General features: G+C 59.1%; 13 protein-coding genes and 4 pseudogenes. 11 read left to right on the top strand and 6 right to left on the bottom strand.

Features of this window, described 5'->3' with window-relative positions:
- Positions 1–280 precede the first annotated feature (280 nt).
- Positions 281–1,492: a TlpA disulfide reductase family protein gene (locus tag AC0L20_RS21940; RefSeq protein ID WP_473292014.1), complete on the top strand. Its 1,212-nt coding sequence runs from the start codon at positions 281–283 to the stop codon at positions 1,490–1,492.
- A gap of 539 nt (positions 1,493–2,031) precedes the next feature.
- A complete protein-coding gene (gene dctA / locus AC0L20_RS21935; protein ID WP_473292090.1) occupies positions 2,032–3,327 on the top strand; it encodes a C4-dicarboxylate transporter DctA in 1,296 nt (431 codons plus the stop codon).
- Positions 3,328–3,826: 499 nt separating this feature from the next.
- On the opposite strand, the pseudogene AC0L20_RS21930 reads toward dctA, so the two are convergent.
- Positions 3,827–4,104, bottom strand: a pseudogene (locus AC0L20_RS21930) (IS256 family transposase); the annotation flags it as partial.
- A 233-nt stretch (positions 4,105–4,337) separates the two neighbouring features.
- Between AC0L20_RS21930 and AC0L20_RS21925 the strand changes: the two are divergent.
- Both AC0L20_RS21925 and AC0L20_RS21920 read left to right on the top strand, forming a co-directional pair.
- Positions 4,338–5,544: pseudogene (locus AC0L20_RS21925) on the top strand (IS110 family RNA-guided transposase).
- Positions 5,545–6,515: 971 nt separating this feature from the next.
- Positions 6,516–7,727: pseudogene (locus tag AC0L20_RS21920) on the top strand (tyrosine-type recombinase/integrase); the annotation flags it as partial.
- 21 nt (positions 7,728–7,748) lie between these two features.
- Here the strand turns inward: AC0L20_RS21920 and AC0L20_RS21915 are convergent.
- Positions 7,749–7,856: pseudogene (locus AC0L20_RS21915) on the bottom strand (hypothetical protein); the annotation flags it as partial.
- Positions 7,857–8,454: 598 nt separating this feature from the next.
- Between AC0L20_RS21915 and AC0L20_RS21910 the strand changes: the two are divergent.
- Genes AC0L20_RS21910 through AC0L20_RS21900 form a run of 3 tightly spaced genes read left to right on the top strand, consistent with a single transcriptional unit; the run spans position 8,455 to position 9,655 of the window.
- Positions 8,455–8,757 (top strand): hypothetical protein, encoded by a 303-nt coding sequence (locus tag AC0L20_RS21910; protein WP_317245359.1) that lies wholly within the window; start codon positions 8,455–8,457, stop codon positions 8,755–8,757.
- Positions 8,754–9,203, top strand: a complete 450-nt coding sequence (locus tag AC0L20_RS21905) for a type II toxin-antitoxin system VapC family toxin (RefSeq protein ID WP_317245360.1) — start codon at positions 8,754–8,756, stop codon at positions 9,201–9,203. Before AC0L20_RS21910 ends, AC0L20_RS21905 begins: the two co-directional genes overlap by 4 nt.
- A complete protein-coding gene (locus tag AC0L20_RS21900; RefSeq protein ID WP_473292012.1) occupies positions 9,200–9,655 on the top strand; it encodes a hypothetical protein in 456 nt (151 codons plus the stop codon). Before AC0L20_RS21905 ends, AC0L20_RS21900 begins: the two co-directional genes overlap by 4 nt.
- A gap of 518 nt (positions 9,656–10,173) precedes the next feature.
- Here the strand turns inward: AC0L20_RS21900 and AC0L20_RS21895 are convergent.
- Complete coding sequence (locus AC0L20_RS21895) at positions 10,174–10,374, bottom strand: hypothetical protein (RefSeq protein ID WP_473255613.1); 201 nt, start codon at positions 10,372–10,374, stop codon at positions 10,174–10,176.
- Positions 10,375–11,460: 1,086 nt separating this feature from the next.
- Here AC0L20_RS21895 and AC0L20_RS21890 point away from each other — a divergent pair.
- The 3 genes from AC0L20_RS21890 (at position 11,461) to AC0L20_RS21880 (ending at position 12,477) form a co-directional block, all read left to right on the top strand.
- Complete coding sequence (locus tag AC0L20_RS21890) at positions 11,461–11,985, top strand: DUF3037 domain-containing protein (protein WP_473292009.1); 525 nt, start codon at positions 11,461–11,463, stop codon at positions 11,983–11,985.
- Complete coding sequence (locus tag AC0L20_RS21885; protein ID WP_473292006.1) at positions 11,951–12,274, top strand: hypothetical protein; 324 nt, start codon at positions 11,951–11,953, stop codon at positions 12,272–12,274. Before AC0L20_RS21890 ends, AC0L20_RS21885 begins: the two co-directional genes overlap by 35 nt.
- Before the next feature lie 80 nt (positions 12,275–12,354).
- Positions 12,355–12,477, top strand: coding sequence for a hypothetical protein (locus AC0L20_RS21880; protein WP_317245363.1), 123 nt, complete (start codon positions 12,355–12,357; stop codon positions 12,475–12,477).
- Here the strand turns inward: AC0L20_RS21880 and AC0L20_RS21875 are convergent.
- Positions 12,474–13,223: a hypothetical protein gene (locus AC0L20_RS21875; RefSeq protein ID WP_317245364.1), complete on the bottom strand. Its 750-nt coding sequence runs from the start codon at positions 13,221–13,223 to the stop codon at positions 12,474–12,476. The genes AC0L20_RS21880 and AC0L20_RS21875 overlap by 4 nt on opposite strands.
- A 33-nt stretch (positions 13,224–13,256) precedes the next feature.
- Complete coding sequence (locus AC0L20_RS21870; RefSeq protein WP_438742998.1) at positions 13,257–13,460, bottom strand: hypothetical protein; 204 nt, start codon at positions 13,458–13,460, stop codon at positions 13,257–13,259.
- Positions 13,461–13,595: 135 nt separating this feature from the next.
- Here AC0L20_RS21870 and AC0L20_RS21865 point away from each other — a divergent pair, with 135 nt between their 5' ends.
- Positions 13,596–13,901, top strand: coding sequence for a hypothetical protein (locus AC0L20_RS21865; RefSeq protein ID WP_317245366.1), 306 nt, complete (start codon positions 13,596–13,598; stop codon positions 13,899–13,901).
- On the opposite strand, the gene AC0L20_RS21860 is transcribed toward AC0L20_RS21865, so the two are convergent.
- Positions 13,883–14,341, bottom strand: a complete 459-nt coding sequence (locus tag AC0L20_RS21860) for an SAM-dependent methyltransferase (protein ID WP_473292001.1) — start codon at positions 14,339–14,341, stop codon at positions 13,883–13,885. The two genes, AC0L20_RS21865 and AC0L20_RS21860, sit on opposite strands and share 19 nt — an antisense overlap.
- Positions 14,342–14,513: the final 172 nt, after the last annotated feature.

Genomic DNA, 14,513 nt, shown 5'->3' with positions numbered 1-14,513 from the left:
ACGGGCCAAAGCAGGTCAGTTCACGTCGCGATCCCGAGCGCCGAAATGGTCATCCTGGAAGCCGATCAGGACGTGGAGTGGTGAACTCGACCTTGCGCTGCCTGACTTCCCGCCTCTCCGACCGACTGATTGCCTGAGAAGCTCCAAGCAGCTGGTCGGATATGCGACATGCGTCGCAAGCACGACAGGAATGATACAAAAAAAGCGTAATTGCAATGAGCGCTGGCTGGCATGCGACTTGCTATTTTCTCCGCAGAGCCAGGTAAAGCGAATTTGAGCAATGACCAGTCTGACTGAGAGCGCAAGTCAAGTCGGTGCGGCGAACCTGCTGAGCGTCGGTTCGCGGGCCCCCTCGATCAAAGTGGAGAACTGGCTACGCGGCCAGCCCGTTAGAAAGTTCGAACGTGGGAAAGTATATATCCTCGAATTTTGGGCGACGTGGTGCGGGCCATGTATCGCCTCGATGCTAAATCTGGTGGTCCTGCAAGATAAGTACAGGAACAACGGAGTTGAGGTGGTGGGCATCGCGGCTCACGAACTAGCTTCGACGGAAAATGAAGCGCGAGCCAGCTTGGACGCCTGGTTGACAAAGAGCTTGTCAAATCTGAACTACGCGATTGCATTCGACTACGCCGGCGAAATGAACAAGCTTTGGCTGGATCCAAGCTTTTCTGTCGGGATTCCCACGTCATTCGTCGTTGACCGTGACCGCCGCATCGCCTTTATTGGCCATCCGACGCAGCTCGATCATGCCTTCCCCAAAGTTCTGAACGGATCCTGGGCAATGAGCGATGACGCCAAAGCGCTGGATGCGGAAAGCATAAACACGGGCCGACGCAGAAAGCGTGAACTATCGCAGAAGAGAGCTCTGGTGGAGCCGATCCTTGCCAGACTTGAGCCCGCCATGAAGAGAAAGGATTGGCCGGCAGCCCTTTCAGCTATCGAGGAGGCCCTCGCGGCGATGCCGGACGAGGTCACCTTCCGTGGGCTTCACGCGGAATTGTTGCTTCACAAGATACGCGACCTGGGGGCTGGCCTACCGGTGTTGCGCCAATTAGTTCGCGACGCGATCGAGAAGAACTCCGTGGTTTGGATGAGCGTCGCGATTCGCCAACTGTTCGACCCCGCGAAAGACTACTCCGATTTTCCACATGCGGAGCGGTTTGCCATGGGCAAGGAGCTCTCCGAACACATCCTGGCTGCGAATCCGCCCCGAGGCAGCGAGGGCGCGAAGTTCCTGTCGTACGGGGCGGTCGCTCAGTACTATTACGAGACCGGTAAGAGGGACCGCGCGGTCGAATTGGTCGAGCTGGCGCTGAAGTGGCTCGATGCAGCGCCTGCCTCGGATCTAGCGAAACGGGACGTCGTGCAGTGCTCTGTCCAGGCGTTGGCGAGCTACAGGCGTGAGAAGCTCTCTCAGGAATGCTGTTCAGGCCCGCAAAACACGGCTCTCGAAAAACCGGAACCGAGATCGCCAAGGGAGGCAGCGTGAGCAATGCTGCTTGGCATGTCTTTTCGGCCTCGTGGTTTTGCGATCGAAATCGAAGCCTCTTGGGAATGTCGGGGCATTCACATGAAGTGAGGACAGGAGGCGCGAGCCGGTGGACGCAGGCGAGGCCGCACCACCATGAGTTCTTATGGCGAGTGTTTCCTCAAGGTTGATCGCTCCGACGCGATGGCGGCGAGAGTGCCTGCTAAAGTGAAGAGTGGTCGGCGGCTGCTAAGATTGGCGTCCTAGAAGATGCTGGATGGCATCTTCGAATAAAGAAAAAGATAGAAAAGGGTGGTGACGCTGATGCTTTCCAGCTCTCAAGCAAGCTTTCTCAACGTTCTATCGCTGCTCTCGGAAGCGGTTCAGAACTTCGTTCCGCGTGGACGGCAAGCCGATTCGGGAGAGGCGCCAGTCCGTGGCTCTGGACTGTGCTGTTCGGAGCCGTCAGATTCCCCTGCGCCCGCCCGTGAAGGAACACTGAGCGAAGTTGTACCTTCATTGAGCGCCCTCTTTGCGAGCACGGCGCCGGGGCGAGCATGATGTACAATCAGCGCGAGCGCCGCTCTGTCAAACCGGCCGCCCTGTTCCGGCAATCTGGGCCCTGGTACAAAGTTCTTTATGTCCAGGTGCTCATAGCGATCCTGATTGGCATTCTCGTTGGCTGGCTATGGCCCGCTGTCGGGACGAGTAGCTGGGTCAAAGCGCTTGGTGATGGCTTCATCAAGCTGATCAAGATGGTGATCGCGCCGATCATCTTCTGCACTGTTGTGTCCGGAATTTCGCATGTTCAGGATGCACGAAAGGTCGGCCGAGTCGGCGTCAAGGCGCTACTTTATTTCGAGATCGTGTCAACCTTCGCGCTCATCCTGGGTCTTTTGATGGGCAATCTCGCTCAGGTCGGTCGTGGGCTCGCTCCCAAGGGGGATGCCGCGGCCGTAGCCACCTACGTCAAGACGGCGGAAGCGCAGAAGACGGTCGATTTCCTCCTCAATATCATTCCGGATAGTGTAGTTGGCGCCTTGGCCCGAGGTGACGTGCTCCAGGTGCTACTGTTTGCCGTCCTATTCGGGTTCTCGCTGATGGCGCTTGGGGAGGGGGGTGAGCGGATGCGCGGTCTGGTTGACGATGCCGCACAAGCGGTGTTTGGAGTCATTAGGATCGTAATGAAGGCAGCGCCAATCGGAGCGTTCGGCGCCATGGCCTACACTATCGGCGAATTCGGACCGTCCGCGCTCGGTAAACTCCTCGGATTGGTTGCCCTGTTTTATGTGACAGCCGGGCTCTTCGTGATCATTGTGCTTGGCCTGATCGCGCGCTTGGTAGGCTTTTCTATTCTAAAGTTCATCAGGTACATCAAGGATGAGCTGCTGATCGTGCTCGGAACATCGTCGTCCGAAAGCGCGCTGCCGCAGTTGATGGAAAAACTGGAACGGCTCGGCTGTTCGAAGGCGGTCGTTGGCCTGGTGGTGCCGACAGGATATTCTTTCAATTTGGACGGGACGAACATTTACATGACGTTGGCGACCTTGTTCATCGCGCAAGCGCTCGGGATCGATCTCAATTTCGGCCAGCAGCTCACGATACTCATTGTGGCGATGCTCACCTCGAAAGGCGCAAGCGGTGTTACCGGTGCCGGCTTTGTCACCCTGGCCGCGACCTTGACTGTGGTCAGTCCTGAACTTGTCCCTGGCATTGCGATCGTATTCTCGATCGATAAGTTCATGAGCGAGGTGCGTGCGCTGACCAACGTCATCGGGAACGGTATTGCCGCGGTGTTTGTGTCCTGGTGGGAAGGCGAACTCGATAATGTTTCGCTACACGCGCAGTTAAAATAAATGTGCGAGCTCAGCCTAAATCGCTGACGAATGCCGCGGGCCAACAAAGCCGTACCGTTCAATCCTGATTGGGAGCAGGCGACCATCCGGTTGAGACATTTGTTTTAGTCGAAAGTGCCACACAGATCAATGATTTCCCCTTAAGCTGTCGATTTCGAAGCGAGCCGGCTTGACGTTCCCTTATGAGCATCATTTAGATCACGCATGATTCAGGCGTAGTAGCCAGGATCGCCCGATCGGGGTGATGGTCATTCATGGCGAACTCTCGTGACTAAAACCCCAGGATCAGGCCGCGGGATAACCCTGTAGCGAAGATCACAGTCCATCAGTTTACGAACTACGACATCGGTTCCGATCACATGGTTAGGTCGAGACGTTGCAGCGCGCGTGGGCTATCGTTGTCATCAAAGCAAACGTCCTTGAGAACACCGCTGTAGAGGTCGACGACGCTGTGCTTGGGAGAGAGCTATCGCCAAATTTCGGTGACGGCCTGAGCCGGTTAGGCGGCGGCGGTTGTGGGCTGACGGTCGGTGACTTGTCGATGACCTCGATCCCGTCGTTGAATGTCACACCGAGAACGGGTTCTGAGAACTGATTATGACCGTCGAGGCGGCGCCAGCTTCTCTGTGCGCCCGCGACCAGTTTGAAGACCATCGCAAGCGCGGTCTTGTTGGCTAGGCAGCCCTTCGATCGGATGGTGCGGTGGCACATAGTGGAGAAGGTACTTTCGATGGGGTTGGTAACCGGTATGAGAGTTTCTCGGTGCCGATGTTCCGCTGCGATATTCAGGATCGTAGCGTATGGTGCGACCATCGGGACAGAGGCACCGGGAGCACGAAAGGTGCGGGCAGGCCGATGCATTCGATGAGCCGCGAGCTCGAGTTAGTAGCTGGCCGCCTCTGCGACTCGCCCGGTTGCACTGAGAGCGCGAATCCGTAGTTGTCGTGTCGCCCGTAGCTCCCGTTCTGTGGTCTGATTGGCAGGAGATGCGAATGCGACGGGTGATTGGCATCGACGTCCACCGAACTTTCGGGGAGGTGGTGGTTTGGGAGGATGGCAGGCTCCGACATGCCGCATTGATATGACGCGGACTGCATTGGAAGGATTTGGCAAGACCCTGCCAGTGATGAGGTGGTGGTCGAAGCGACCGGCAACAGCATGGCGGTATCCCGGGTTCTGGCTCCGTTCGTGGCACGGGTGATTATCGCCAATCCGCTGCAAGTGAAGGCGATCGCCCAGGCTCACGTCAAGACCGACAAGATTGATGCCGGCACGCTCGCCAGTCTGCAGGCGGCCGGGTACCTGCCGCAGATCTGGACGCCTGACGCGGAGACGGAACGCAAGCGTCGGCTGGTGGCGCGGCGCTACCAGGTCGTGCGGCATCGCACGCGGCTCAAAAACGAGGTCCATTCGATCCTGCACGCGCACCTGATCCCGAAGTGCCCGCATGCCGATCTTTTCAACGGCCGCGGCCGGACGTGGTTGGCCGCCCAACCGTTGCCGGACGATGAGCGCGCAGCGATCGATCGGCACGTGCGTGAGCTTGACCGGCTGGCGGAAGATCTGGCCCTGCTCGACCGCGAGATCGCGCAGGACGCCATAGACGATTCCGCGGTCAACAGATTGATGACGATCACCGGCGTCAACTTGGCGGTCGCTGCCGGCATCATGGCGGCGATCGGCGACATAAGCTGGTTCAACAGCCCGCAGAAGCTGGTGAGCTATTTTGGGCTGAACCCGCGGGTGCGGCAATCCGGACTGGGCGCCGCTCATCACGGCCGCATCAGCAAGATCGGCCGCAGTCACGCGCGCGCCATGCTGGTCGAGGCGGCCTGGGCAGCGGCCAAGTCGCCCGGTCCGCTGCATGCGTTTTTCGTGCGCATCCGAGCCCGGCGCGGCCATCAGATCGCCGCGGTGGCCGTGGCCCGGAAGCTCACCGTGCTTTGCTGGCATTTGTTGACGAAGCGCGAGGATTACCTGTGGGCGCGCCCGGCACTGGTCGCCATCAAGACCCGCGCGATGCAGCTTCAAGCCGGACATCCGCAACAGAAAGGCAGCCGACGTGGGCCAGCGTATGCCTACAACATCAAGGCATTGCGCGACCGCGAGATGTTGATTGCCGCACAGGCGGAGCAAAGCTACGAGCGCTTGGTGACGCAATGGAAACCACGGCCAAAAACCGGCGCGCGGGCGCCTCAGGTCGGCAAGACAAAATAGGGCAGCCTGGTGGCGCTTGCAGCCGATGCGCCACGCTTCGCCACGAGGTCGCCCGCGCCCGCCGAGGGTAATCCCGTCTGACGGCAAGTGCCAGGCAGGAATGTATTCCCGTTCCACGCCAGCATGCCGCCGTGCTCGGGCCGTCAAGGCCAAGCCTTGCGGTGGCCGCAAACGCGGCCAGCCTTGACCGCCCCTGCGCGCGGCGGCTGCGAGATCGATGGCCGGGACGGAAGAATGGCCGCGGCGCAGCCGAACAAAAGAATGGACGTACGCGATTTCTGCAATCGTCATCTCGGTCATGAACAAATCGCTTGTCCATCTCATCCGTCGTGCGTAGGTGTTTCCAATGCTCGGCCAGGAGGTCGTAGAAAGCCAGCAGCGTGTCCCCATCCTTGCGCAGGCAGTCGGCGGTTTCCTGCAGCGGACGAACCGATTGGCCGATCAAGGCCGAGCTCCTCGGGCGTCTCTGTGAGCATTATGCGGCTGAGGGGCCTTAGTGGTTTTGTCGCACTTGGCCAGATAGTCACGCACTGCATCTGTTCGATAGAGTGGCCGGCCATCGACGTAGCGCCATTTCAGCGGTTGGTTCGGGTCGCGCCGGCTCGAGTGCACCGGGCGTGCGCCGGATGACCGTGGCCGCCTCTAATGCGGTCAAGTTGGAGCTGCCCGGCAGCTTGTCGATGTTGAATGTCGCGGGCGGCGGCATGCCACGGCTCTTGCGATGGCGCTTCGTGGCGCGCGGCATTTTCCTACTACCTAGCGATCCAAATGCCTCGATTTAAGTCTTTTCTTCCTTGCTGCCCATGGCCTCGGCCCCGAACCGTGATCGGTCTGAGGCAATAAGATCGTAGGCATCCCCAGCAAGAACCACAATCCGTAGACCCTAGCTAACCAATTCCAGCCATAGTTGAGATCGAGGGCTGATCGCCCTTCTTGCGTGGCACACCGGGCGCAGAGAGAGTGAAGGAATCATGACGGAGCCGGCCAACCAGCTGACACTCACCGATACGGTGATCCGCAACGCAACGCTGCCGCCGGGTAAGGCGCAGCATTATCTCCACGACGACAAGCTGCCCGGCCTCGCCTTACGCATGCGCGCCACCGGCGGCCGGACCTGGGTCTACCTCTTCACCAAGCCGGGGGTGAGGGGGACCCCGCGCAAGACCCTCGGCGCATGGCCCAAATATAATGAAAAGGCCGCGCGCAAGGCCGCTACCATCGCCGCAGGCGAGGTAGTCAAGGGCTTGGACCCGAACGACGCGAAGCGCGAGGCGAGGCGGCAACAGGCAGCCGAGAAACAGCGCACCACGCTCGCGACGCTCATTGTCGAAGATGGTCCCTACCAGACGTCCTTGACCGAACGTCAAGTCGTCAACTGGAGGCCGGCAATGTCGGCGCTTCGGCGCGGGCTGAAGGATCACGCCGAGAGCGGCGTGGGGGCGCGACGGCAGATTATGGCTGCGGTCGACAAGATCGCCAAGACCGGCAAGCGCGGCGCAGCCAAGGACTTGCGCAAGCACGTGCATACCTTCCTCGAATGGTGCGTGGGCGAAGGGTACGTCGAGCACAACGTACTCGCTGGCTATCGCGCGCCCAAGGAAACGCGCGCGCAAAGGGTCGGACGCCGAACGAAGGGTCGCGCGCTGACCGATGAGGAAATCATCAAGGTTTGGCATGCATCCGGCAAACTCGGGGCTTTTGGGCTCCTGGCACGCATGTGCCTACTCGGTGGCCCGCGTCGCAGCGAACCAACCATGATCGAGTGGCAAAAGCACATCATGGATGATCGCATCACCTTCGATGCGGCATGGACCAAAATGGGCCTACACCACGACGTGCCGCGCACCCATCTTGTTGACGAGGTGCTTACCGCCGCGAAACACTTCGAGCGGGCAACCTCGGACTATGTCTTCCCGTCACCAAAGACAGGCGGCCAGATGTCCGGCTTCACCAAGATGGTCGACCGACTGGTCAAGGAAGCGAGCGTCGCCAAGTTCACCATGCATGACTTAAGGCGCAGCTTGCGCACCATCATGTCACGCTGTGGCTACGACAACGAAATTCAGCGGCTGTGTGTTGGGCAAAAACCAAGCGGAATCGATCAGGTCTACAATCATGACGGACAGTGGATCATCCGCAAGATGGCGTTCGAAGCGGCTCACGACTACATTGCGCAGCTGGTCACCGATCAGCTCTTGAATACCGGGGCGCAAGAGCGACGCGCTGGAGATCGCCCGGTCGGTACAGCTGTCAACGACAGTCCAGCCTTGCTTCTCGGCATGCAGGCGGCAGAGCCGCAACTGATCCTCCATCGAGGCGTCTCGTTGATTGTCCGATGAGTAGCGGGCATAGAGCGCGACCTTCATGAGGCGACCTCCTTACTCCGAGAGGCGGTCTCGCGTCCGGCTGTCTGCTTCGGCTTGAACGAAGTCCCGCGCGGCCTGTGGCGCCAGCAGTCGGACCAGATTGGCCGAGGCGTGGATCGGGCTTCGATGACGCAAGCACAGGCGGTTCGTGGGACGCATCGGCGACCACACGAAGCTTTTCGGCTGTTGTACGTCTCGGTCGCGCCACGATCGCGTCCTTGTCCTCGTGCGGAACACTCCGCTTCGTGACAATGATGCCAACTGATAGCGCGTTGGCAAGATAGAAAGATCTTGTAAATCAATGACTTGAATGGAAACGGAGCGAATGCTGGAGGGTGGCAGCGTAGCGGCGAGGCACGGGTCGACCGTCCGTCGTAGCGATCATATTTTGTGATCGCCTCCCTTGAAAGGGGGACGTCTTGCTATGATGGCACTCCCCAGCACCTTGGAGAGGCCGTCTTTGCCGGCACCGATAACAATTCCACCAGCCTTGCACTCCAAGGAAAACGTGGCTATATATCTGGATATAGCACGGAGGCAGGCGATGAGCAACAGTGCGCAGAAGAGAGCCCTCGAGAATTACCGGTCTCGTCTGACTGAGCGCGGCATCGCGCGGTTCGAGATCCAGGCGCTCGACGCCGACCGCGATCTACTCCGATCCCTTGCCCGGAAATTGACGGAGGAAGGTCCGGAAGCCGGGCAGCTTCGCCGCACCATACAGCAGGCAGTGGCGGGCGAGCCTGCGAAAGCGGGCGGGATTCTCGCCGCTTTGCGTCGCTCACCTCTGGTTGGCGCGGATCTCGACCTCGGCCGGCCGCGAGAAGAGGGACGTAAGGTCGATCTGTGACCCGCTATCTCCTTGACACAAATATCATCAGCAACGTCATAAAGCCGGAGCCGTCGGGCTCGCTGCTGGCTTGGATGGGCGCGCAGAAGGACAACGACCTCTTCATTGCTTCGCTTACCGTCGCCGAAATCTGTCGAGGTATCTTGGAGAAGCCGAAGGGCAAGAAGCGGAGCAGCCTTGAAACTTGGTTCGCCGGCCCCGAAGGCCCGCAAGCCCTGTTCGCCGGCCGCGTCCTATCGTTCGACGAGAAAGCTGGCCTCGTCTGGGCGCGGCTGATGGTCAATGGCAAAGCCAAAGGCCGTTCGCGAAGCGTCCTAGACACAATCATTGCCGCCGTAGCCGAAGCTAACGACTGCGTTGTCGTGACCGACAATGAAAAGGACTTCGAGGGCGTTCAGATCATCAACCCGCTCCGTAGCTTTGGAGGCCAGGAGGCAGGCAGGTGACGATAGCTCGAACGGTCCGGCCGATTCATTTCAAGGATTTCGGCGGCAGCGAGTTCGAGCGCCTTGTGTTCGCCTACCACCTTTGCGACGGCTGGACTGATCTTGCTTGGTTCGGCCAGACGGGAAGCGACCAAGGGCGCGACATCATCGGTGCACGTCCGTTCGACGACCAACCGGGCGAGCGCACAGTGATTCAATGCGTCAATCGAGGCAGCCTGACCCAAGCGAAGGCTGAGAAGGATATGACGGCAGCGGTCAACGCCGCGACGGGCAAACCTGACGCTTTCAAGTTGTATGCCGCAGCTGTATCTCGGCCCAGCGTCGCGACGAGGTTCGCTCGGCAGCCGCGAAACTGGGCTGGTGATCTGGTCCGGCGCGGAGTTCGAGGAGCATCTGCGGCTTCGAGCCGAATTTCTCCTACGGCGCCTAGTCGAGGGCGTTCCATTTCCTGATAGCGAGGTCGAGCTGCGCAGTTTCGTCGATAAGTTGCAGGACGTCGATGACGACTAGGCCCTGTCGATGTTCGTCCGCGCCGTCGATCAACCGGCGTTTCGGATGCCGTTTCAACAAGAGAGCAATCTCCGCGCATTCCAACAGGCCATCGACGACACAATCCGGGTGCTCAGCACGGGGATATGGCAAACGCGAGAGGGTGCCGAATCCACCGACTTCCCTCGCTTCACCACATCCGCGATGCCGGCATCCGCACCGCCCTGGAACTAACGGTCCGTGAACTGGATCAGCTCCGACGCCGGTTCAAGGCGCTACTTTCCTCTGGCGAAATCCGGCCTTTCTGCTGCGGCGATCCCGCTTGCCCAACCTTCATGCTTACCGACGCGGCGGCTCGTGAAATGGACCGAGCGCCTAGGCATTCAGGCGAGCCAGCTTTGCCTCGTCGATAACACGCTGAACGCGCTGGAGCAGGAGGTCATGCGCCATCAGTTCGATGACGGCCCTCGCGACCTTGAGATCAACCCGCACCATGTCGCGCCTCGAACTCCGCTAGCTGTTTGTCGAGATCATCTAGGCCTGACGCCGTGCCGGCCGGCTGTATGACGATCCTTCCGCTCTTGTCGATCATGACGGAGCCGATCTGCATGCCGGCCGCCGTTGCCGCCACGATCGCTCGCTTGACGTCGTTCTTTCTGAACGTGCTCGGGGCGCGAGGCATCAAAAGTCCCTTTCCGCTGCATTTGCTCGGAACATGCCTGCGGAGGCGCGGGCAGTCATAGGAATTCTTCGGGGGCGAACTTTTACCTACAGTTAGAGATGGGACTTAAGGCGCTTCCAGACCGAGTCCTCGCCAAGCCCAAATTGGCCTGCAACGATGGAGCAGGCGCTGGCAGGACCTCCCTTGGCTCGCACCGCCGCCCCACGTGTCGACTTAAGGTTGAAGGGCGGTTTACAGAGCGCGTCCACAAGGGCGACAATGGCGATATCGCGGAAGAGATAGGTCTGCTGGCTATCACCGGCTTTTGCGGCGCGGGGGCGCAATCGAAATCTGAGCGGCGTGCTTCGTCAGCAGCTCGCCTGCTTTCCATCTCTCGCCAGAGCTCCAGCAAAGCGTCCTGGGCGAGCCCATCGCCCTCCATGGCGGCCGTCATCATTACAAGGCGGTGATCGACGTGAGCCGCTGCGAAACGCTTCATTTGCTCTTTCGCAAAGCGCCGTCCGCCGCCTTCACTCGCGAAGCCGATGCTCACGTCGAAAATGTCGACCTTGTTCGATCGAGCCCACGCAAGCCAGTCCACGACGTGTTGGACTGCCTGTTCTTCATCAATCGTTGCCGGCAGGGTCATCGGTTCTCCCTTATTGGGAAGTGCCGCCGGTTCGTCACCGGCGGGCAGTGCTTTATGCGAGGCGAGCGACGGTCTCCGCAAGCGGCTTGCCCAGGATCGTCACACCCCAATTCTTGTTGCCGGAGTGGCTCTCCGTGCCAACATAGGCACATAGGACACGTGCCAACACGGCCGCACCGGCCAAGGACGCGCGATCCCGGGCCTTGACCCGCTAATTCTTCTCAACTCTGCCACGCGAGTGTGGTTTAAGACTGTCGTTGCCCCATTCAGACAAGACGTGGCATCTGCCGCGGAAACAGTTGATCGTCTGGCAAAGCTACCGGTCGCCGAAATTGAGGCCATATTAACCTCGATACCGCTGGATTGGCTGTCACCAGCCGACCGAGACGGAATCGTTGTCTGATGGCGAGATGGTGGTCGTGACGCGCGGGCTAAGTTGCTTTTGCAGGGCTTGAAAAATGGCACATACATTTGACTTTGCCGTTCTCCGCCTCGTCCCGGATAACGCGCGCGGCGAGAGTGTCAACTTGGGTGTGGTCGTATTTCGAGATGGCGAGATAGACGTTCGCCTGGGGAAAGTTCTCACCCGAGCCCGTATGCTGTTTCCAGAGATCACCGACACTGATCTTGAAAGCGCGGTGGGAATTCTAAGCCGGCTGGGTAGTGTTGCCCTCTCGTCTCGGGAGCGACACAGCGCGCTCTCAAGCGTTGGAGCATTCAGCCTTGGGGATCTCGGATCGTTTACCGTCAATGACGAAAAGCCCGAGAGCTACCAATCCCAAATAGACATGCTGTTGGCAACGTTCGTTGTTGCACCGCGCTCGGCGATTGTAAGAGCAAAAGGCCCGTCACGCTTGGCGACGGAAGTTCGAAAGTTTTCCGCAACGAGAAGGTGCTCGCCGCTATCGGCGACGTTGGAGCCATCTCTGAGCATAAGATCGCTCCGGAATGGCCCATACCGAGCCGCCCAGCATTCGAGCTGATTTGGCGCTCCGCAATAGTGTGATGCGCGGCTGTGAACTGGTCAACCTCGACTTGATCGAGGATGGACCGCCCCCTCCGGCACTCTTCGAGCGGGTTATAACACTCGACGTCGCGCAGCAGGAAATACAGGCAGAGCAGCGAGTTTTCGCATACCGGGCAAAGGGACCCAAGGCGAGAATCGATGAGGCTTTGGCGATCGCTCGCATGCATGCTTCGGAGATCGTCGACTGGAATAAACCTGATCAGCGCGAAGGTTTTATCCATCAGTGGGTGATGGCAGCCCGCTAGTTCATAGCTCGCTAACCTGCTGGTGCTCTTAACCAGTTCGGGCTGATATTTCGTCAGCTCAGCGTGGTAAGGTACGAAGCATGTCCGACAAGGGAAAAGCAATCGTCGAGATCAATCGACAGCTGGCGGCTGGTAGATGGCCGGTTGCTATGCTGGAGTTGCTGAAGGTGCTAGAAAAGCGAGAGCGAGAGTTCGGCTTCTAAGATTGTCCGCGCTTTCGACCCTTCAAAGGGATCACATTCCCAGGTCCCATTTGTCGACCCACAAACGGCGGATCCGGCTGCTCGGTGAAGTGTGGATCAAAAGCTATCCAGTCCTCCTCACGATAGCCGTAAACCCCATCCCACCAGCCTTCAGACAACTCTGCAGATACCCAAGGGATCTGCTCAGCTTCTTTCCCCTCATCCTCATTGCCGCGTTTCAGCGGAAGGGCGGTGGCCGGACTTGTCCACATGATGCCGCCTGAGGGCAGCTCCAGGTATTCGCAATAAGGAACGTCGGTGCACTCGTCGACCGCCTCGGCGAGCTCCTCTAAGTCGGCGGCGGAGAAGAAACCGACGATATCCTGATTCTTTATTAGGCGGACGAGGTAGGCTGGCATGGATCTCAGATCCTTTCTACAGAACGATTTTCTTTTTGACCTTGGGTCTCTTAGATGACGGACGAGCCTTCTCCTCCCGACGGCGCTTTTCAAGCTGTGCTCGCGCACCTGTTGGTATTCGCGAAGTCCGTCGTGAAATTCGCGGCTGCCGGCAGCCTTCTGCGTGCTTTGTCCGATCATTTCGGACGCTATGAGCTGCAGCGCTCCGCAAAACATTGTGTGTTCAGCTGCCATCCTATCGAAAGTACCGTCTTCGTGCCAACGATCGACTGAGTCTTGATCGAGGACGCCTTCTCGAGCTTTGCTAAACCATTCGCCGGCCTCGTCCTCGATCCGGAGATCATTCACAATGACCTCCTGCGGCCAATAGCCGTGGACCTCCTAAAACTTTGCAGAAGTACTGAGCGCCATCTGCATCTGTCTCATGAGCTCGTAAGGCTTTCCTGCGCCCCGGATGATACGAAGCATGTTGGCAGCACAATCTCGGATCGCCCACGAAAATTCGTCGCGGGAAAACTGCTGATCCTGCTTACGATCGCTCTCTTCCCTGCCCGGCCCGTCGCCGTCGATAACCTTGAATGACACTTATACCTCCCGCCACCCGGTAGGGGACTAGACTGCACCCTCACGGCCACACCGCCAAGCTCATATTGTTGCGCTGCCTCTTGCGCTATCGCCCTGGTTGCGCTTAGCTCAAGGAAAGGCTGGGGGGAACTACTCATGGCAATGACAATCCACGATGCAAAAATCGCGATCGGGATGTTGGCCCGCGGAGATAATCAACACGACGTAGCAGCTTGGTTCGGAGAAAACCAAGCGCGCATTGTCGAGGCATCTCAAGGAAAGTTCGGCACGAACGAAGCGGCGCCAGCTGCCGAATTGCCACCTAAAGGTCCACCCGGCATCAAGGGGCGCCGCCTGCACGCCTTTGTCGAAAAGGCAATAAAAGCACTTGAGGCGAGCGATAATGCTTCCGCTCTCCAGAGCCTGAAAGACGGTCTGGATCGCTACGATCGATCAGAATAGTCGCTGTCGCGCTCAAGAGCCTTGCGGCAAGGTGGGATCCAGACGAGCGCCGGATTTTCAGCCTGCATTTCTTTCGACCAGACAAGCCATGCGTAGCCGGTTGCGGTGGAAGCCAACCGGTCCACTCTGCCCTTAATCATCGGCACGCGTTCCGAGAATTGCGCAAATCTGCAGGGCGGATGTTGGACAAAGAGATTACGATAGCGGCCGACGCTCTCGATGAATACCGTCCTTGCAAGGATCGCTACCCCCTTCCTTGCCACGATTAGCGACCGCAGGACGAACTCCTCCGCAAGCCGAAACGGTGGATTTGTTATGACCCAATCTACTGCGTTCGCTTCATATGGGACCGCTAAATAGTCCCGCACCGCCCCGAACCCATAGGCATGAATGTCCGAGGCTAATACCTGCCCGAAGCTTTCAGCCAACGGTCGCGCCATGTAGCCAACTCCGCACGCGGGCTCCAAAACAGACTGCTGGTTAAAGGGCCCGAAGTCTTTCAGCACATGAGCAAGGAGCGCCCGCGTTGCCCACGGCGGGGTCGGAAAATCGTCCCGACTATCTGAGGCTTCGGTACGCTGCGCCATGACAGCGTGAGATCTGTTCTGTGCC

The sequence above is a fragment of the Bradyrhizobium sp. Kon58 genome, from assembly GCF_055807455.1.
This window is presented reverse-complemented; position numbering and strand designations above follow the sequence as displayed.